This is a genomic window from Chryseobacterium sp. CBo1, assembly GCF_001693475.1.
GTDB classification, from domain to species: Bacteria; Bacteroidota; Bacteroidia; order Flavobacteriales; family Weeksellaceae; genus Chryseobacterium; species Chryseobacterium formosense.
This window is the reverse complement of the sequence record NZ_MAUH01000002.1, coordinates 47,698-66,969: the sequence shown is the minus strand read 5'-3', so window position 1 is coordinate 66,969 and position 19,272 is coordinate 47,698. Positions and strand designations below refer to the sequence as shown.

17 protein-coding genes are annotated in these 19,272 nt (G+C 35.0%); 7 read left to right on the top strand and 10 right to left on the bottom strand.

Annotated features, from left to right (window positions below; genetic code table 11):
• Window positions 1-94 precede the first annotated feature (94 nt).
• Window positions 95-1,168 carry a carbamoyl phosphate synthase small subunit gene (locus BA768_RS02860; protein ID WP_065719620.1) on the bottom strand — a complete coding sequence of 358 codons (1,074 nt, stop codon included), beginning with the start codon at window positions 1,166-1,168 and terminating at the stop codon, window positions 95-97.
• A gap of 177 nt (window positions 1,169-1,345) precedes the next feature.
• Window positions 1,346-2,236, bottom strand: coding sequence for an aspartate carbamoyltransferase catalytic subunit (locus BA768_RS02855; RefSeq protein WP_065719619.1), 891 nt, complete (start codon window positions 2,234-2,236; stop codon window positions 1,346-1,348).
• 243 nt (window positions 2,237-2,479) lie between these two features.
• On the opposite strand from BA768_RS02855, the gene BA768_RS02850 reads away from it, so the two are divergent.
• Window positions 2,480-2,941 carry an Lrp/AsnC family transcriptional regulator gene (locus BA768_RS02850; protein WP_034673539.1) on the top strand — a complete coding sequence of 154 codons (462 nt, stop codon included), beginning with the start codon at window positions 2,480-2,482 and terminating at the stop codon, window positions 2,939-2,941.
• A gap of 146 nt (window positions 2,942-3,087) precedes the next feature.
• Here the strand turns inward: BA768_RS02850 and argH are convergent, their stop codons facing one another.
• The 8 genes from argH to BA768_RS02805 form a co-directional block, all read right to left on the bottom strand.
• Complete coding sequence (argH, locus tag BA768_RS02845; protein ID WP_065719618.1) at window positions 3,088-4,392, bottom strand: argininosuccinate lyase; 1,305 nt, start codon at window positions 4,390-4,392, stop codon at window positions 3,088-3,090.
• 440 nt (window positions 4,393-4,832) lie between these two features.
• Window positions 4,833-5,915, bottom strand: coding sequence for a M20 family metallo-hydrolase (locus BA768_RS02835; protein ID WP_065719616.1), 1,083 nt, complete (start codon window positions 5,913-5,915; stop codon window positions 4,833-4,835).
• Entirely contained in the window at window positions 5,890-6,684 is a 795-nt protein-coding gene (gene argB, locus BA768_RS02830; protein ID WP_065719615.1) for an acetylglutamate kinase, read from the bottom strand. The genes BA768_RS02835 and argB overlap by 26 nt, the downstream gene beginning before the upstream one ends.
• 54 nt (window positions 6,685-6,738) lie before the next feature.
• Entirely contained in the window at window positions 6,739-7,695 is a 957-nt protein-coding gene (locus tag BA768_RS02825) for an N-acetylornithine carbamoyltransferase (protein WP_065719614.1), read from the bottom strand.
• 284 nt (window positions 7,696-7,979) lie between these two features.
• Window positions 7,980-9,119 carry an aspartate aminotransferase family protein gene (locus tag BA768_RS02820; protein ID WP_065719613.1) on the bottom strand — a complete coding sequence of 380 codons (1,140 nt, stop codon included), beginning with the start codon at window positions 9,117-9,119 and terminating at the stop codon, window positions 7,980-7,982.
• 272 nt (window positions 9,120-9,391) lie between these two features.
• On the bottom strand, window positions 9,392-10,378 hold the full coding sequence (gene argC, locus BA768_RS02815; protein ID WP_065719612.1) for an N-acetyl-gamma-glutamyl-phosphate reductase: 987 nt from the start codon (window positions 10,376-10,378) through the stop codon (window positions 9,392-9,394).
• Window positions 10,379-10,445: 67 nt separating this feature from the next.
• Window positions 10,446-11,642 carry an argininosuccinate synthase gene (gene argG, locus BA768_RS02810; RefSeq protein ID WP_065719611.1) on the bottom strand — a complete coding sequence of 399 codons (1,197 nt, stop codon included), beginning with the start codon at window positions 11,640-11,642 and terminating at the stop codon, window positions 10,446-10,448.
• Window positions 11,614-12,213 carry a GNAT family N-acetyltransferase gene (locus BA768_RS02805; RefSeq protein WP_065719610.1) on the bottom strand — a complete coding sequence of 200 codons (600 nt, stop codon included), beginning with the start codon at window positions 12,211-12,213 and terminating at the stop codon, window positions 11,614-11,616. Before BA768_RS02805 ends, argG begins: the two co-directional genes overlap by 29 nt.
• Before the next feature lie 160 nt (window positions 12,214-12,373).
• Between BA768_RS02805 and BA768_RS02800 the strand changes: the two genes are divergently transcribed.
• The 6 genes from BA768_RS02800 to BA768_RS02775 all read left to right on the top strand — a co-directional run bounded on the left by BA768_RS02800 (window position 12,374) and on the right by BA768_RS02775 (window position 19,265).
• Window positions 12,374-12,790: a helix-turn-helix domain-containing protein gene (locus BA768_RS02800; protein ID WP_065719609.1), complete on the top strand. Its 417-nt coding sequence runs from the start codon at window positions 12,374-12,376 to the stop codon at window positions 12,788-12,790.
• Window positions 12,791-13,037: 247 nt separating this feature from the next.
• Window positions 13,038-14,417 carry a porin gene (locus BA768_RS02795; RefSeq protein WP_065719608.1) on the top strand — a complete coding sequence of 460 codons (1,380 nt, stop codon included), beginning with the start codon at window positions 13,038-13,040 and terminating at the stop codon, window positions 14,415-14,417.
• Between the two features lie 51 nt (window positions 14,418-14,468).
• Window positions 14,469-16,049, top strand: coding sequence for an MFS transporter (locus BA768_RS02790; RefSeq protein ID WP_065719607.1), 1,581 nt, complete (start codon window positions 14,469-14,471; stop codon window positions 16,047-16,049).
• A gap of 43 nt (window positions 16,050-16,092) precedes the next feature.
• The gene (locus tag BA768_RS02785; RefSeq protein WP_047398396.1) at window positions 16,093-16,320 is read left to right on the top strand and encodes a DUF6814 family protein; all 228 of its coding nucleotides are present in this window, start codon (window positions 16,093-16,095) and stop codon (window positions 16,318-16,320) included.
• 61 nt (window positions 16,321-16,381) lie between these two features.
• Complete coding sequence (locus tag BA768_RS02780; RefSeq protein WP_065719606.1) at window positions 16,382-16,576, top strand: hypothetical protein; 195 nt, start codon at window positions 16,382-16,384, stop codon at window positions 16,574-16,576.
• Window positions 16,569-19,265, top strand: coding sequence for an ATP-binding protein (locus BA768_RS02775; protein ID WP_065719605.1), 2,697 nt, complete (start codon window positions 16,569-16,571; stop codon window positions 19,263-19,265). Before BA768_RS02780 ends, BA768_RS02775 begins: the two co-directional genes overlap by 8 nt.
• The last annotated feature ends 7 nt before the right edge of the window (window positions 19,266-19,272 follow it).

Sequence of the window (19,272 nt, the reverse complement as noted above, 5' to 3'; positions counted from 1 at the left end):
TCCTTTTTTGCCATCCTGATCGTTCTATTTTACTGAAATGTTCTGCAAAAAAGATTGGGAGCGGAAGGCGGATTAAGCTGCCCAAATTAATTTTCTACTTTTTAAAATCTTCCATTAACTGGATAAATTCGTCGAACAAATAATTCGCATCTTCCGGACCTGGACTTGCTTCCGGGTGATACTGAACTGAGAAACAAGGGTGAATTTTGTGTTTCAGACCTTCATTTGTTCTGTCGTTTAATGCGATATGTGTTTCAATTAAATCTGTTCCTTTCAAGCTTTCCTGATCCACTGCGTAACCGTGGTTTTGAGAAGTGATCGCCACTTTGTTTTTCTCTAAATCTAAAACCGGGTGGTTTCCTCCTCTGTGTCCGAATTTCAACTTGAATGTTTTTGCTCCACAAGCCAAACCGATCAATTGGTGTCCTAAACAAATTCCGAAAATTGGAACTTTTCCTAAGATTCCGTTGATCATTTCAAGAGCCTGTTGGTTATCTTCAGGGTCACCGGGACCGTTTGACAACATAACTCCGTCAGGATTCATCAACAAAATTTCTTCTGCCGTTACATCCTGAGAAACAACCGTGATATCGCAGTTTCTTTGAGATAACTCTCTGATAATTCCTAATTTAGAACCGAAATCAACTAAAACCACTTTCAAACCTCTTCCCGGGTTGGCGTAAGGCGTCTTTGTAGAAACCTGCTCCACCTGGTTGGTTGGGAAGTTTGTTGATTTTAATTCTGAAACAACTGTGCTTTCATCGGCATCAGCGTTTACGATTTTTCCTTTCACAACCCCGTAGTTACGAAGAATTCTTGTCAGTCTTCTGGTGTCGATTCCTGAAATTCCTGAAAGGTTTTTCTTTTTAAATAATTCATCTAAAGTAATCTGAGTACGGAAATTCGACGGCAAATCACAAAGCTCTTTTACAATAAGTCCTTTGATAGCCGGTTCAATACTCTCATAATCATCTCTATTAATCCCATAGTTTCCGATTAATGGATAGGTCATACACACAATCTGACCGCAATAAGACGGATCAGAAATCAGTTCCTGATACCCTGTCATTCCGGTATTGAAAACCACTTCTCCCGCTGTTTCCAATTCTGCTCCGAAACCTTCTCCATGAAACACTTCACCGGACTCCAGTATTAACTTTTTCTTCATTTTAAACTTTTATCTCTTATTATTTTATTATTAACAGGTCGCCCCTACAGGGCTTTTTGGATTATTTTATCCATTTTATTCCATGGGCTTTACCCATGGCTATTGTTGTTTGACCCTTTCGGGTCGGCTGAATACTTGATTCTTTTTACTTTTTACTTGATTTTTTTCTTCAAGCTCTTATTTAAAAGTATACCCTTCTTTTTCCAAGGCCTCTTTTAAAATTGCCATTCTTGCGAAAACGCCGTTCTGCATTTGTTTGAAGACTCTTGAACGTTCGCATTCTACCAAGTCTGTATCAATTTCCACTCCTCTGTTGATTGGAGCCGGATGCATGATGATGGCTTCTTTTTTCATTGCTTTTTCTCTTTCTTTCGTCAAACCGTATTTTCTGTGGTAATCTGAAGCAGAGAAACTCATTTTTGCGTCGTGTCTTTCGTGCTGGATTCTTAACAACATTAGCACATCAACTTCTTTGATTAATTCATCAACATTTAAATATGTTCCGTTGATTAAAGCACCTTCGTCAAACCATTGTTCTGGTCCCGAGAAATATACTTTTGCTCCTAATCTTCTTAGCGCTTCTGCGTTTGAATTGGCAACTCTACTGTGTTTTACGTCTCCTACAATTCCCACTTTTAAGCCTTCAAACTTTCCAAATTCCTGATAAATCGTCAATAAATCCAGCATACATTGAGATGGATGGTTTCCCGTTCCGTCACCTCCGTTGATTACAGGGATTTTAATATTTTTTAATTCATCAAAATATCTGTCTTTTTTATCTCTGATTACGACAAGATTTACTCCAAGGCTTTCGATGGTTTTTACCGTATCATATAAACTTTCACCTTTGTTTACCGAACTGTGAGACGCATCAAAAGGAACAACCTGTAAGCCTAATTTTCTTTCAGCAATATCAAAACTTGTTTTCGTTCTTGTACTGTCTTCGAAGAAAAGATTTGAGCAAAAAACTTCTCCTTCAATTTTAGCCGTTTTTCCGTTGGCAAAAGCCAGTGCTTCTGTTACTATACTGTTGATTCTCTCGGTGCTTAGTTCTGTAATCGTAAACATAATTTCTTAATTTTTGAACATAAAAAAAGCGAAGAAAATATCTTCGCTTAAAATAAATAAATATCGTAAAGGGCGTCTACGCCCGGTAATTCTAATGATATAAATACTGTGTTATTCATTAGGTGCAAAGATACAACAATTTTACAAACTGACAAAACCAAAATTTTAAATAAATTAAAAATCTCAATCAATACCCTATTTTCATTTTTAAATATTATTTTTGTTAAAACTCAACTTCTCTATATGGATTTAAAAGATAAAATGATTCTCAGCATTATTCAGGAAGATTCTACTTATTCTGTAAAAGAAATTTCAGAAAAGATTGGTCTTACCTTTACTCCTACATATGAACGTATCAAACAGCTGGAGAAACAAGGAATCATTGAAAAATACGTAGGTCTTTTGAATCGTGAAAAACTGGGTTTAAATATTGTTGTTTACTGCAACGTACGTCTGAAAGAGCAATCCAAAAAAGTTCTGGAAACTTTCGAGAAAAACATCATGCAACACGATGAAGTTCAGGAAATCATAAGTCTTTCCGGCGAATACGATTATATGCTTAAAATTATCGCTAAAGACATTAATTCTTATAATGATTTTACGGTAAATGTTATTTCAAACATTCCTAATATCGGGCAATATCACAGTTCTATTGTGCTTCATGAGGTGAAGAAGTCGACTAAGTTTAAGATTGATTTAGCTTAATTTTTTATTTAATTTAGCTTGATAATTTAAAGATGCTTCGACAAGCTCAGCATGACATCATTACAAATAAATCACTAATAAAAATAGATAGTATTAGAGCATGCTGAGCTTGTCGAAGCATTTAAGAAAGTTTTAAGTTTAAAATATCAACCCAATAACTTATTTTTCAACTTATTAAATTGATATTCTATTTTATCTAAACACAAATTCCCAATACTTCCCTGATGGGTATGATTTAAGTTTTCAATTTCAAAATCAAACTCATTATTTTCAATCTCCTGCCCTACTTTTACATATGCATCACGGAATGAGCTTCCATTCTTCACTTCTTCATTAATTTTCTCTACGCTGAAAAGATATTTATACTTTTCATCCTCCAAAATTCCTTCTTTCACCTGAATATTAGGTAACGTATAATTTAATATTTCCAGACATTCTTTTAATGAATCAATTGCCGGGAAAAGAATTTCCTTTGTCAGCTGCATATCTCTGTGATAACCTGAAGGAAGGTTGTTTGTCAACAAGATAAACTCATTTGGCAACGACTGAATTCTGTTGCAACGTGCACGAACCAATTCAAAAATATCCGGATTTTTCTTGTGTGGCATAATGCTGCTTCCTGTTGTAAACTCTTTAGGAAAGCTGATGAAATCAAAATTCTGACTTAAATATAAACAAACATCATAGGCAAATTTCCCTAATGTTCCCGCCAAAGTCGCCATTGCCATTGATAACATTTTTTCCGACTTTCCACGCGTCATTTGAGCATACACTGAATTATAATTCATCGACTGAAAACCTAAATTATACGTCGTACTCTCACGGTCAATCGGGAAAGACGAACCATATCCCGCCGCTGAACCTAAAGGATTTTTATTAATGATATTTTTTACCGAAAATAACATTTCAACATCATCCAACAAGGCTTCTGCATACGCCCCAAACCATAATCCAAATGAGGAAGGCATTGCAATTTGCAAATGCGTATAACCTGGAAGCAGAACATCTTTATGCTGATCTGCTAATTTGATTAATATTTGAAAAAATTCATCTGTCAACGCTGTGATTTCGCGAATTTCATCAACTAAATACAGTTTTATATCCAATAAAACCTGATCATTTCTTGAACGAGCAGTATGAATTTTCTTTCCTGTATCGCCTAATTTTTCAATTAAAATAGATTCAATCTGCGAATGTATATCTTCCGCACTTTTATCAATTTCAAAAATTCCGTCTTTGATATCTTTCAAAATTTCTTCCAAAACAGACAACATCTGCTTTGATTCTTCATTGGAAATAATTCCAACTTCTGCTAACATCTTACAGTGCGCCATTGAACCTTTAACATCGTATTTTGCTAAACGCTCATCAAAATCAAGATCTTTCCCGACTGTAAATGTATTGACTAATATATTGGTGGCATTATCGTTTTTTTGCCATATTTTTTTCATAAAAATTTCTTTTTTTGTTGGAAGATGGAGGCTGGGTGTTGGAAGTTTACTATCAGCTGCTTTATCTTCTCTTATTATTTGATTTTGTCATTCCGACGAAGGAGGAATCTATTTTTATCTTTAAAAAGATTCTTCACTCCACTACGTTCCGTTCTGAATGACATAAATGAATATTTTTTATTATATATTTTTCTTTTGTCTTGAAACAAAAGAAACAAAAATTCAAGACTGGAAACTTCCGCTAAAAAATATTTTTATTTCTCTAAAAATCCCAAAACTCGTGCGAATTGAATATTGGTTCTTCGATTCAATATTTGTCTCGCACTCAAACAGTGGGATTTTCTTAACGTTCATAAAACTATTTTTCTTAACGCTCCATTTTCCTAAGTCGATATTTTTACGCTTCATAGACTTCCATCATCCATCTCCCCGCTTCCAGCCTATAAAACCTTCTCTAAGATCTTAATGTAAACATCAATTCCCTCTTCTATTTCTTCAATGACAATAAATTCATCCGCAGTGTGCGAGCGCCTGCTGTCGCCAGGGCCGATCTTCACCGATGTACAAGGGATAATCGCCTGATCGGACGATGTTGGTGAACCGTAAGTTGTCCTCCCGATTTCCAGACCTGCCTGCACAAACGGATGATCCATTTCGATTTTTGAGGAATTTAACCTGAAAGATCTTGCCGTTAAGCTAGATTTCATCTGCGATTGGATGATTTCAAATGCTTCTTTATTAGAATATTCATCGGTAACCCTTACATCCAAGGTAAAAGTGCACGATTCAGGAACTACATTATGCTGAACTCCGGCATGAATTCCCGACAGCGTCACTTTAACTTCACCCAAATAATCCGAAACTTTTGGAAATTTAAAATTTAAAATCTGCTGTAAATCTTCCATACATTTTACAATGGAGTTATCGTTATTCGGATGAGCGGCGTGAGAAGGAGTGCCCTTCATTTCCCCATCAATAACCAAAAGTCCTTTTTCCGCGATTGCCAGATTCATCTGCGTTGGCTCTCCTACAATGGCAAGCTCGATATTTGGTAGTTGGGGAAATAAAGCTTCAATTCCGTCAAAACCTGAAATCTCTTCCTCAGCCGTCAAAGCAATCACTAAATTGTATTTTAAATCTTCTTTATCGAAAAAATGCAAAAAAACCTGCGCCATAGAAACCAAAGAAGCTCCGGCATCATTGCTTCCCAATCCAAACAGTTTTCCATCCTTTTCAATCGCTAAAAAAGGATCTAAAGTGTAAGCTTTATTTGGTTTTACGGTATCATGATGCGTATTCAGTAAAATCGACGGCTTGAAAACATCAAAATTTTTATTCACTGCCCAGATATTATTTTTAAAACGTTTGGTAGGAATTTGGTGTTTTTTGAAAAAATTTTCAATCTCTACAGACGTATTATATTCATCCTTGCTGAATGAAGGGATTTCAATTAATTTTTTCAACAAATCCACTGCGTTATTCAGCAATTCCTCTTTACTACAAACAGATTTCAGTTCCTGCATGATGGTTTTCTATATGGTTTTTTAGTTCGGATTCTTTAATTAAAAATACCTTATTTACATTATTTTTCACTGCCCCGAGAGCATTTTCAAGTTTCGGAAGAATTCCTTTGTGAAGTTTTCCTTCATTTTTTAAAACAGAAAATTTTCCTTCAGAAATATTTTTAATGATAGATTCCGAATTATTTACATCTTCCAAAACACCTTCTTTATCAAAACAATACAATAATTCAACATCATATTTTTCAGATAAAGCCTGAGCAATTACCGAAGCAATCGTATCTGCGTTGGTATTGAAAAGATTTCCTTTTTTGTCATGAGTGATTGCTGAAAATACCGGAACAAGTTTAAGCTTAATCAATTTTGAGATTAATTTTCTGTTCACACTTTTCTTCTCAATATCACCTACAAATCCGAAGTCTATTTCTGAATGTTCCCTTTTTTTGGCTTTAATTAAATTAGCATCAGCGCCCGAAAAACCTATTGCTTTACATTTTTTATGCTGAAGTTTAGCCACAATATTTTTGTTGATCCCTCCCGCATATACCATCGCCACAATATCCAACGTATCTTTATCTGTGATTCTTCTTCCGTTGACCATTTTTTGTTCAACGCCCAGTTTATCAGCCAATGTGGTTGCTAATTTTCCGCCTCCGTGAACTAAAATTTTCTTTTCTTTAATTTCAGAAAACTGCTCCAGAAATTCATTCAATAATTCTTCATCATCGATTAATGCTCCGCCGATTTTTATGATGTATAATTTATTTTTCATTGCAAACCTTTTTTGAAAACCTCATAGGTTTTTGAAACCTATGAGGTTTAGTTATTAAGAATTCAATTCATCTAAAATTTCAGAGAAGACAGCCTGAGCCGAGAAAATTCGGTTTTTTGCCTGCTGATAAATGATGGAATTCTCACCATCCATTACTTCGTCGCTCAATTCTACATTTCGACGAACCGGAAGACAGTGCATCACTTTTCCCTGATTGGTATTGGCTAATTTGTCATTCGTCAGCATCCAGTTTTCTTTCACTTCGGGCATTGCTGCGTAATCATCAAAAGACGACCAGTTTTTCACATAAATAAAATCTGCATCTTTCAACGCTTCATCCTGATTATGAATTACTTTTACATCTTTTGTAAAGTTTTTATCTAAATCATAACCTTCAGGATTGGCGATTACGAATTCAACATCCATTTCCTGCATCCATTCTGCAAAAGAATTTCCCACCGCATGAGCTATCGGTTTGATGTGAGGAGCCCAAGTCAATACCACTTTAGGTTTGCGTTCTTCTTTCCAGTTTTCGGTAATCGTAATACAATCAGCTAAGCTTTGTAAAGGGTGACGTGTAGCAGATTCCAAAGAAATTACCGGAACTTTGGCATGTTGTTCAAATTGACTTAAAATGCTTTCGTTAACATCATCTTCCTTGCTTTTCATTCCTGCAAAACAACGAACCGCGATGATATCACAATATTGATTTAATACTTCGATGGCATCTTTAATATGTTCAACAGTGTCGCCGTTCATTAAAGCTCCATCTGCGAATTCTAAGTTCCATGCTTCTTGTGCGGCATTTAACGTCAAAACATTTAAACCTAAATTTTGTGCAGCAATCTGACTGCTTAAACGAGTTCTCAGACTTGAGTTTAAAAATACAAGTCCGATTGTTTTTCCTTTTCCTTGCTCGGTTTCCGAAAGAGGATTTTCTTTAATTTGTAACGCTTTTTTTATAATTTCCTGTAAGTTTTCAACATCGCTTACAGAGGTGAATTTTTTCATTTGATAATTTTTATTTTTTCAATGGACAAATGGAATATCCATTTCATTTTGAATTGATTTTAAAGATTTTTTATCTTACATATTATCTGAGTTTTTAACGCTAGGGTCGCCAAGTTTTTTTTTAATTAAACTTGAAAATATTTTCGTTCGCAATGGCGTTTCACTCAGCAATCGAAAGCCTCGTTTGTCATTCTGACGAAGGAAGAATCTATTAATATTATGAAAAGAGATTCTTCACCCCACTTTGTTTCGTTCTGAATGACAGACCGTGTAACTTTCACAGATTAAATCTGCTCCAATACTTCTTTTAAAGCACCAATGAATAGATCGGTTTCTTCTTTTTTAATGTTAAGCGCCGGAAGAATCCTCAACACAGCCTTATCATTGGAATTTCCTGTGAAAATATGATGCTTGTACAACAGGCTGTTTCTTACTTCTGAACAATCCCTATCGAGTTCAATTCCAATCATCAGGCCTTTCCTTCGAATCGTTTTAATATGTGGAAAATCTTTAATTTCATTTTCAATATATTCGCCCATTTCCCGAGCATTTTCGATGAGATTCTCATCTTTCATAACGTCTAAAACCGCAATTGCAGCGACACAACCTAAGTGATTTCCTCCAAAAGTTGTCCCCAGCAAACCGTTGCTTGCCTGAAATTTTGGGTGAATCAATACTCCACCGATTGGGAAACCATTGCCCATTCCTTTTGCTGTCGTGATAATATCCGCTTCAATTCCGAATTCCTGATGCGCGAAGAAATATCCGCTTCTTCCATATCCTGACTGGACTTCATCCAAAATCAAAACTGCATTATATTTTTCACATAATTCTTTGATTTTAGTTAAAAATTCAACAGTTGGAATCATAATTCCGCCAACTCCCTGAATTCCTTCAATAATTACAGATGAAATTTCATTTCCCTGATTTTCAAAAATGGCTTCAAGTTGTTCAATATTATTCCATTCAGATTTAATGAATCGTTCGTCGTAGTTTACCGGAGCTACAATTTTAGGATTGTCGGTCACAGAAACTGCCGCCGAAGTTCTGCCGTGAAATGAACCTGAGAAATACAACACTTTGCTTTTCCCATTGTGAAACGAAGCCAGTTTTAAAGCATTTTCATTCGCTTCAGCTCCTGAATTACACAAGAATAAATTGTAATCTTCCAAGCCTGAAATTTTTCCTAATTTTTCAGCTAATTCAGTTTGTAATTCATTCTGAACTGAGTTTGAATAGAAAGATATTTTATCTAATTGGTTTTTTAATTGATTTTGATAATGCGGATGATTGTGTCCGATAGAAATTACCGCATGACCTCCGTAAAAATCAAGATATTTTTCTCCTTTATCGTCCCAAAGAAATGATCCTTGGGCTTTTATCGGATTTATGTTAAATAATGGATATACGTTGAATAAATTCATTTTTTTTGTTTTTTTTTATTTTTCTTTTGCCTTGAAGCAAAAGAAACAAAAGTTCAAGACTGGAAACTTCCGCTAAAAAATATTTTTGTTCTCTAAAAATTCTAAAACTTGCGCGAAATCGACATTTGTTCTTAGATTCAACATTTTTCTCGCGCTTCGAACAGTAGAATTTTCTTAACGTTCACAAAAGTATTTTTCTTAACGCTTCATTTTCCTAGGTCGGTTTTACTTTGAGTTTAAAAATTCACGATTGGCTTATTGACAATTGACATTTAAAACGCCACAGGCTTCAAGTTCAATCCTAAATTTTCTTCCCAGCCCATTGCAATATTCATGTTTTGGACTGCCTGTCCGGAAGCTCCTTTCAACAAATTGTCAATCGCTGAGTGAATTACCGCAACATTTCCACTCTTTTCTATATAAATCACACAGCGATTGGTATTGACAACCTGTTTTAAATCAATTGCTTTTTCGCTTACCTTTACAAAAGGCTCATCTGCATAAAAATCATGATACAATTGATTGATATCTGAAAGTTCTAAATCTGTTTTCACCGTGGAACTCGTAAAAATTCCTCTCGCAAAATCCCCTCTCCATGGAACAAAATTCAGACTGATTTCATTCGTGTTAAAAGAAACTAATTGTTGTAAAATCTCATCCACATGTTGATGTACCAAAGTTTTATAAGCTGAAATATTATCGTTTCTCCAGGTAAAATGCGTCGTCGGCTGTAAAGATTGACCGGCACCTGTTGAACCTGTAATTCCCGTTGTGTACACTTCATTCAACAATCCTTTTTGAGCTAATGGAAGCAAGGCCAGTTGAATCGCTGTCGCAAAACATCCCGGATTTGCAATGCTTTTTGCTCCAAAAAGTTGTTTTTTGTTGATTTCAGGCAAACCGTAGATAAAATTTCTGTTTCCTAAATTATCCTCTAAACGAAAATCATTTCCTAAATCGATTACTAATGTTTCATCTTTTACAGAATTTTGCGTCAACCAATTTTGACTTTCTTTGTGCGGAAGACATAAAAATAAAATATCTACCTCTTCATGCTGATCCGTTAAAACCATTTCACAAACCGCCGCTAAATCCGGGTACAAATCTGAAATCTTTGTCCCCGAATTTGAACGACTATATAAAAAACTCAAAGACACATTGGGATGAAAAGCTAGCAGACGAACCAGTTCGCTTCCTGTGTAGCCGTTGGCACCGATGATTCCTGCTGTTTTTATTTCTTTTTGATTAATCTCAATCATTTTTATATTTGTTTTGATAGGATTTTCATCCTATCCTGATTTAAGTCGTTCCTTCGGAACTTCGCCATTAATTTATATTTTGATTAATCTGATGATAAATATTTAAGGAATTACTTACGATTTTCGTATAACCTTTTACATCTTCTCCCGTCCACGCTCTGTTTGCTTCACCGTAGCTTCCGAATTTATCGGACATTAGATCATGCTTAGATTCAATTCCGTTTAAGATAAATCTGTAGGGATGAAGCGTTACGAAAACTTTTCCGCTCACTGTTTTCTGAGAATCATCTAAGAAAGACTCAATATTCCTCATGACAGGATCTAAGAAAAGTGCTTCGTGAAGCCAATTTCCGTACCAATCTGACAATTGAGATTTCATCATCTGCTGATATTTTGAAAGCGTATGTTTTTCCAATAAATGGTGTGCTTTAATAATCACAGACGCCGCTGCCGCTTCGAAACCAACTCTTCCTTTAATTCCAACAATCGTATCTCCAACGTGAATATCGCGACCAATTCCGTACGCAGAAGCCAATTCTTCAATTTTTTGAATCGCATAGACTGAATGTTCAAAATTTTCTCCGTTTACTGCTACAACTTCACCATTTTTGAACTCAATTTCCAGTTCTGAAGGCTGAGTTTCTTTAATTTGAGATGGAAAAGCTTCTTCGGGAAGATAACTTCTTGAAGTCAAGGTTTCCTTTCCACCCACTGAAGTTCCCCAAAGTCCTTTATTCACAGAATATTGTGCTTTTTGGAATTCCATTTCATAACCGTGCCCTTTCAAAAATTCAATTTCTTCTTCACGAGATAAAGATAGATCACGAATTGGCGTAATGATTTCCACATTCGGACACATGACCTGAAAAATCAAATCGAAACGGACTTGGTCATTTCCAGCACCCGTACTTCCGTGAGCAATCGCATCAGCACCGATTTCGATGGCGTATTTTGCAATTTCCTGCGCCTGAATCGTACGTTCAGCACTTACAGACAAAGGATATGTATTGTTTTTCAAGACATTACCAAAGATCAAATACTTTACGCAAGAATTGTAGTAGTCTTCCTGAGCATCAACGCACCTGTATTCTTTTACCCCAAGATTAAAAGCTTTTTTCTTCAATTCTTTTTCCTCTTCTTGAGAAAAACCTCCGGTATTTACAGTTACTGCATACACCTCGTATCCAAGTGTTTCACTCAAATATTTGGCACAGTAAGAGGTATCTAAACCCCCACTAAACGCTAAGATTACTTTCTTGCTCATTTTTATATTGATTTTCGGATTGATTGTTTACAACCTCATTTACTTTATTATTTTCAGGAACAAAAAGCATTGCTGTACAAAGACAGTTTTTTCGTTCTTTTTTCATTAAAATTTCATAGTTCACACAACTTTTACAGCCATTCCAAAACTCATCATCCTGAGTTAATTCAGAATAAATTACTGGTTTATAACCTAGGTCACTGTTAATTTTCATTACAGCGAGTCCTGTAGTTAAACCGAATATTTTTGCATTTGGGAATTTCTCTCTCGACAATGCAAACACCCTGTCTTTGATCAAAGTTGCAATACCTCCATGCCTGAATTTTGGAGAAACAATTAGCCCAGAGTTAGCCACAAATTGACCGTGGGACCACGTTTCTATATAACAGAAACCCACCCATTCCCCGTTTTCAGTGGCGACAACAGCATTGCCTTCTGAAATCTTTTTGCTTAAATATTCTATAGAACGTTTTGCGATCCCCGTTCCTCTTCGCTGTGCAGAATCATACATTTCCTGCTGTATTTCACTCACATACATTAAATGTTCGCATGAGGAAATTTGTATTTCCATTTATTTATCTGAATTTTTTGGCAAATTTAAAGTATAATAACTTTAAAAACCAAATTAAAAAGATATTTTTATTGAATTAAATTAATATACAGGTAATTTTATCTTTAAGTTAAATTAATATTTTGCTAAATTATTATACATTTGCTAAAAATATATAGTTATGGAAAATAACTGTCCAAAATGCAATAGCAATAAAATCGTAAAAAGTGGAATCGTTAACGAAAAACAGCGTTTCCACTGTAAAGACTGCAACTATTATTTTACCGTCAAAAAACTAGGAAAACAGATTGATGATTACTACGTGACAAAAGCTTTACAATTATATCTTGAAGGCTTAAGCTACCGTGAAATAGAGAGAATTATAGGAGTTTCGCATGTTACAATAAGTTCATGGATCAAGAAATACAATATCATAAGACCTCCCCACTCGGAATTCCATCCTGTTTATAAAATTTTAAAACAAAATGAACTGATTGAATATATCACTAAAGAAGAAAATATTAAAAATTCAGGATTAATTATTACTCAGTTTGCAGATAAGTATATGCTGATAAAATGGGAGCGATTTAAAAAATAAGTTTGAAAATTATGAGTTATTAATTATAAATTATGAGTTTTTGAAGCTTTTTTAATTTAAATAAATAATTATTAATCAAATATTTAAATTTAAAATATCAATTAAGATTCATTTATTTCATAACTCATAATTCTTCATTTTAAATTCATAACTATATTATTACCATTAATATATATTAAATTTTTATAACTAAATTATTAATTACAATTTGGCTTTCACAAAAAACAAAGCCAAAAATTGATAATTTATGAAGAAAATACTCACATTTATTGGATTAGCTTTAATCAGTAATTCTTTATATTCACAAGGCTCTCCCGATTATGGAAGCGGGCTGAAAGTTAACCTTAATCAACAAGGAGACAAATACGTCAGATTTATTTTATGGGATCAGTTCTGGTTAAGAAACACAGATATGAATCCCGGAAGTATGGTCGGCGGAGAACCAACCGATAATTCCTGGAGCTTAGGAAACCGTAGATTGCGTGTTTTGGCATATGCTCAGATTTCCAAAAGATATATGATCCTTGCTCATTTTGGAATTAATAATCAAACCTTTATCAATGGCGGCGGTTCAGGAACTTCAGGAACCGGAGGCTATGGAAACGGCAAAAAACCACAGATGTTTTTTCATGATGCATGGAATGAATATGCTGTTATTTTACCCGGAGAAGCCGGAAAATTCAGCTTATCTTTAGGAGCCGGACTGCATTATTATATGGGACTTTCCCGTATGACAATGGCTTCAACATTGAATTTTCTTACTGTAGACTCTCCTATTTTCACCTGGCCTTTAATAGATAATTCCGACCAGTTTGCAAGGCAATTGGGAATGTTTGCGAAAGGAAAATACGGAAAACTGGAATATCGCTTTAGTTTAAATAAACCTTTTGCAACAGATTTAGTTCCGGTAAATGTTACAGATCCTTCAAAAGCCGTAGCAGTTGACAATAACGGAAATCCAAACTTTTCAAAAGCAGGCTATGTAGAATATCAGTTTTTGGACGAAGAATCCAACACATTGCCTTTCAAAGTGGGTTCTTATCTGGGAACGAAGAAAGTTTTCAACTTGGGAACTGGTTTTTATCATCAAAAAGACGGAACGAGAACTTCTGTGAATTCAACTATCGAAAAACATGATATTACGCTTGTTGCCGTCGATGCTTTTGCAGATATTCCTTTAGGAAATGCTAAAAATAAAATGGCAGTTTCAGCATATGCAGGATACTACAATTATCAATTCGGCCCCAATTACATCAGAAATTTAGGAATCATGAATATTGCATCATCCGATCCAAATTTCATTGGCAACAAAGCCATCGCAGGAGCAGGAAATCTACAGCCAACGATCGGAACAGGTAATACTATCTACGCACAGGCTGGTTTATTATTACCGAGCCAGGCAGAAAAACCGAAAATAAGAATTCAACCATTTGCGGCTTATACGCACAAAAGTTTTGAAGCATTTGAGAAATCTTCTTCTCAATTTGATATCGGAGCCAACTGGTTCATAGACGGTCATCACGCAAAAATTACAACACAATATTCAACAAGACCGGTTTATACAAGTCCTACGGAAAGCCCATCATCAAAAGGAGAATTTATTGTGCAATTTCAAATTTATTTATAAAAACTCAGAAAACTCAATATCAATTTTAACTAACATCAAAATTAAAGCAATATGAGCGATAACAATCAAATAAGCTACGAGAATATGACCGAAAAGCAGAAAAACCGTACCATCTGGAGCGTGATCACTGCATCGTCACTCGGTACATTGATCGAATGGTATGACTTCTATATTTTCGGAAGTTTAGCCATCGTTTTAGCAACGAAATTTTTCCCATCAGACAATCCTACTGCAGCGTTTCTATCTACCTTAGCAACTTTCGCAGCCGGATTTGTAGTGAGACCTTTCGGAGCGTTATTCTTCGGAAGATTAGGAGATCTTATCGGAAGAAAATATACGTTTTTGGTGACTTTATTAATTATGGGATTTTCAACATTCCTCATCGGATGTATCCCAAGTTATGAAACTATCGGATTTATGGCGCCGGTTTTAGTTTTAATTTTAAGATTATTACAAGGTTTGGCTCTTGGAGGCGAATACGGCGGCGCTGCGACTTACGTTGCGGAATATGCACAGCCACACCGAAGAGGTTATTGGACTTCCTGGATTCAAACAACAGCAACAGCAGGGCTTTTCATTTCATTAATCGTAATTTTAATTACAAAAAGTACACTTTCTGCAGAAGAATTCGACAATTGGGGATGGAGAATCCCTTTCTGGATCTCGATTTTAATGGTTGGAGTTTCTTATATCATCAGAAAAAACATGAAAGAATCACCGCTTTTTGCAAAGGCTAAAAGTGAAGGAAAAACTTCAAAAAATCCTTTAAAAGAAAGTTTCGGGAACAAATTCAACTTCAAATTTGTCTTACTGGCATTATTCGGAGCTGCAATGGGACAAGGTGTAATCTGGTATACAGGACAGTTCTATGCGATGAGTTTCCTGCAAAAGGTAATGAACGTTGAGTCTGCACAGGTTGACAAATTAATGGCAATTGCTCTTTTAATGGGAACACCTTTCTTTGTATTTTTCGGATGGCTTTCTGATAAGATCGGACGAAAAGCAATTATGATGACCGGAATGTTGGTGGCAATTTTAGCATACAGACCTATTTATGATAAAATGTTTAACAGTATCGATTTACAATCAAAGACAGTTGCGAAAAGCGTTATTATTGAAAAAAGAACAGCAAAAATTCATGATAAGATTATGACCGACAGCTTAATTACTTTTCATAAAGAAACACTTTTCACAGACGGAACTTTAGCTAAAAAAGACAGTATTGTTCATTGGTCTCCAACCGGACCTGTGATAAAAGACGGAAAAGCAGAAGAACCTAAAGTTTCCCAAACAGTCAAAATCAATAGTGAAACCAATCTATTATTAATCTTCTTAGTGTTTATTCAGGTGATTTTTGTAACCATGGTTTACGGTCCGATTGCAGCTTTCCTTGTCGAAATGTTCCCGGTAAGAATCCGTTACACATCGATGTCTCTGCCTTATCATATTGGAAACGGAGTATTTGGAGGATTGCTTCCTGCAGTGGCAACTTATTTGGTAACAACAGCTAAAGAAGCGAAACACGCAACGTGGTATCTGGAAGGACTTTGGTATCCGATCGGAGTTGCCGCAGTCTGTTTACTGATCGGATTATTTTATCTTAAAAATAAGAACAATAATATTCACGATTAAACACTCAATCACTTAAATTTTTATTAATTTTAAATCTACTAAAATGAACGGACTAAAAAAAATATTAGGCATTCTTTGGATTGCAGTTGCTTTGGTTGTAGGATATTTCGGGATAACCGTTTTGGGAATTCCAAAAATTACCTCAGGAAAGCAGGAAGACCTTGTTTTCGGGATTATCATTCTATTTGTACTGATGCCGATTATCTCAGGTGGAATGGCAATTTTCGGCTACTATTCTTTAACGGGAGAGTATTCTGACGATAAAGTTTAAATAAAATATGTTAGTGATAATTGGCGGATGAATCTGTCCGTCAATTATTTTTTATATCATTATGAAAAAAAGACACGAACAAAAGCTAATCATCCTGAGCATCGGGCTTCTGATCGCCTTCAGCATTCCTGTTTCATTGTTGTTTAACAGTGAAAAAGAAGTGTTTGGCTATCCGATGATTCTGATTTATATTTTCGCTGTCTGGATGGTTTCCATCATTATCTCCTTTGTAATCGTAAAAAAATATGATGAGTAGTTTCGCATTATTTTTTGTGGTTTTGTTTTATCTGGCACTTTTGTTCTTAGTCGCTCATTTGGCGGAGAAGAAAAAGAGCAAGCTTTGGATCAACAATCCTTACATTTATGCCTTGTCTTTAGCGGTGTATTGCACAGCGTGGACGTACTACGGAAGCATTGGAGTTGCAGCAACAAGCGGACTCAACTATCTCCCGATCTACATCGGCCCCATCATGGTAATTCCTGCATGGATTTACATTAATACCCGAATTGTAAGAATAGCAAGAGTGAATAAAATAAGCAGTGTTGCAGATTTTATTTCGTTAAGATACGGTAACAGCCGAAGCTTCAGCGCTATTATTACGATCGTCTGTCTTTTGGCAATTGTTCCTTATATTGGCTTACAGATCAAGGCTATTTCTGAGACTTTTCACCTCGTGACAGAAACATCAATGTCACAAAATATCCTGACTGATAACGCAACTTTTGTGGTTGTGTTAATTGCCTTATTTGCATCGTATTACGGAACAAAATATGTTGATGCTTCAGAAAAACGTTTGGGAATAATTTCCGCCATTGCGTTGGAAAGTTTTCTAAAATTATTCTTCATTATTATTTTGGGATTATTCGTTATCTATTATGCTTTTGACGGATTTTCAGATATTTATGAAAAGGCAAGCAAATTTGAAGATTTTAAACAAAAAAATACATTCAACGGCATTGAAGGTGCGATGAACTGGATGGTTCTTTGTCTGATTTCAGGAACGGCAATCTGTATTCTCCCGAGACAGTTTCACACCGCTATTGTTGAAAACAGACAGGAAAAACACATCAAAACAGCGATCTGGTTTTTTCCTCTTTACTTATTGATCTTCACAATATTTATCTTCCCGATTGCGTGGGGAGGAAGACTCATTTTTAACGGACAAAATGTAAATCCAGAGTTCTACTCTATTTTAATTCCGCGACATTTTGACAATACTTTAATTACTGTTTTAGTATTTCTGGGAGGATTAAGTTCTTGTATTTCAATGATCATTATTTCGGCAATTACATTATCCATAATGCTTTCCAATAATTTAATTATTCCTTACGGTTTGTTGGGCAAATTTAAATCTGAAAATGAAGTTCAGAATACTAGAAACATCACCAACATCAGAAAATTCAGCATTTTCGCATTGGTGATTATGGCATTTGTCTTTTATAAATATTTCATTCTTAAAACTTCATTGGATTCTGTTGGTTTGATATCATTTGTTGTGATCGGACAATTAGCTCCCGCTTTTTTCGGAGCAATATTCTGGAGAAGAGGAACTTATAAAGGTGCAGTGATTGGATTGTTGGCAGGATTGGCAATTTGCTATTTCGGATTAATTATTCCTCAATATTATTTTTCATATAATCAGGAGCTTAAAGGAATTTTACGGGAAATGTACGACTCTTTTGATTTCTTTAAAATTTCTTTTTTAGGAAGAATTCCACAGATTTTCTTTTGGTCGATGTTGGTGAATACAGGATTATTTGCCATCATTTCTGTCAGTGTAAAAGGAAATTATCGCGAAAGAAATTTCGCAGAATTATATGTTGATATTGACAAATACATTCAAAACCATGAAAATGCTTTCATTTGGCGTGGAACAGCTTATGTTTCAGACATTAAGAATATCCTGGAAAGATTTTTAGGCAAAACGAAAACCGAACAGGCATTACGAATTTTTAATTTAAAATACAATATTGATTCTCAGACAGAAACAGCAGATTCTAGATTTATCAAATTCTCCGAAAACCTTTTGGCAGGAAGAATCGGGACGGCTTCGGCAAAAATTTTAATTGAAGGTGTCACGAAAGAAGATAAAATTTCTTTAAAGGAAGTTTTAAATATTTTAGAAGAATCTAAAGAAAATATTATCCTTAATAAAAAGCTTACAGAACAATCGCAGGAACTTCAAAAACTGTCGAATGATCTGAGAAATGCCAATCAAAGTTTAATTATCAAAGACCGACAAAAAGACGATTTTCTGGATTCCGTTGCGCATGAATTAAGAACACCAATCACAGCGATTCGTTCGGCTGGGGAAATTTTGGCAGATGATGATGACATTCCTTTAGATATCAAAAAAGAATTTTTAAATAATATCATCACAGAATCAGACAGATTAAGCGAGATTATCAATGATATTTTGTATCTGGATAAGCTTCAGCATGGCGAAATTGCTTTACACATTCAACAAAATAACATTATTGAAACCTATAAAAAAGCATTAAACCCACTTCTGCACTTGATTCAGCAAAAAAACATTCATTTAAGTGAAGTCAATCTTCTCAATAATTTTTTGTTTGAATATGACGAAGCGAGGATGATTCAGTTGTTTCAGAATATTTTAGGAAATGCTTTAAAATTTACTGACGAACAGGGAACAATTCAGACCAAATTATCTGAAAAGGAAAATCAATTATTCATTACAATTTTCAACACAGGAAAACATATTCCCGAAGAAGACCTGGAAATGATTTTCGATAAATTTTACCAGTCAAAAAATCAAAATATTTTAAAACCGACAGGAAGCGGACTCGGATTGGCAATTTCAAAGAAAATCATAGAAGCTCAGGGAGGAACCATAAAGGCAGAAAACAGTGGATTAGGCGTAACTTTCACCATTACCCTTCCCGAAAAAATAAAGAATAAAAATGAAGTTGAACAAATTTAAAACATGC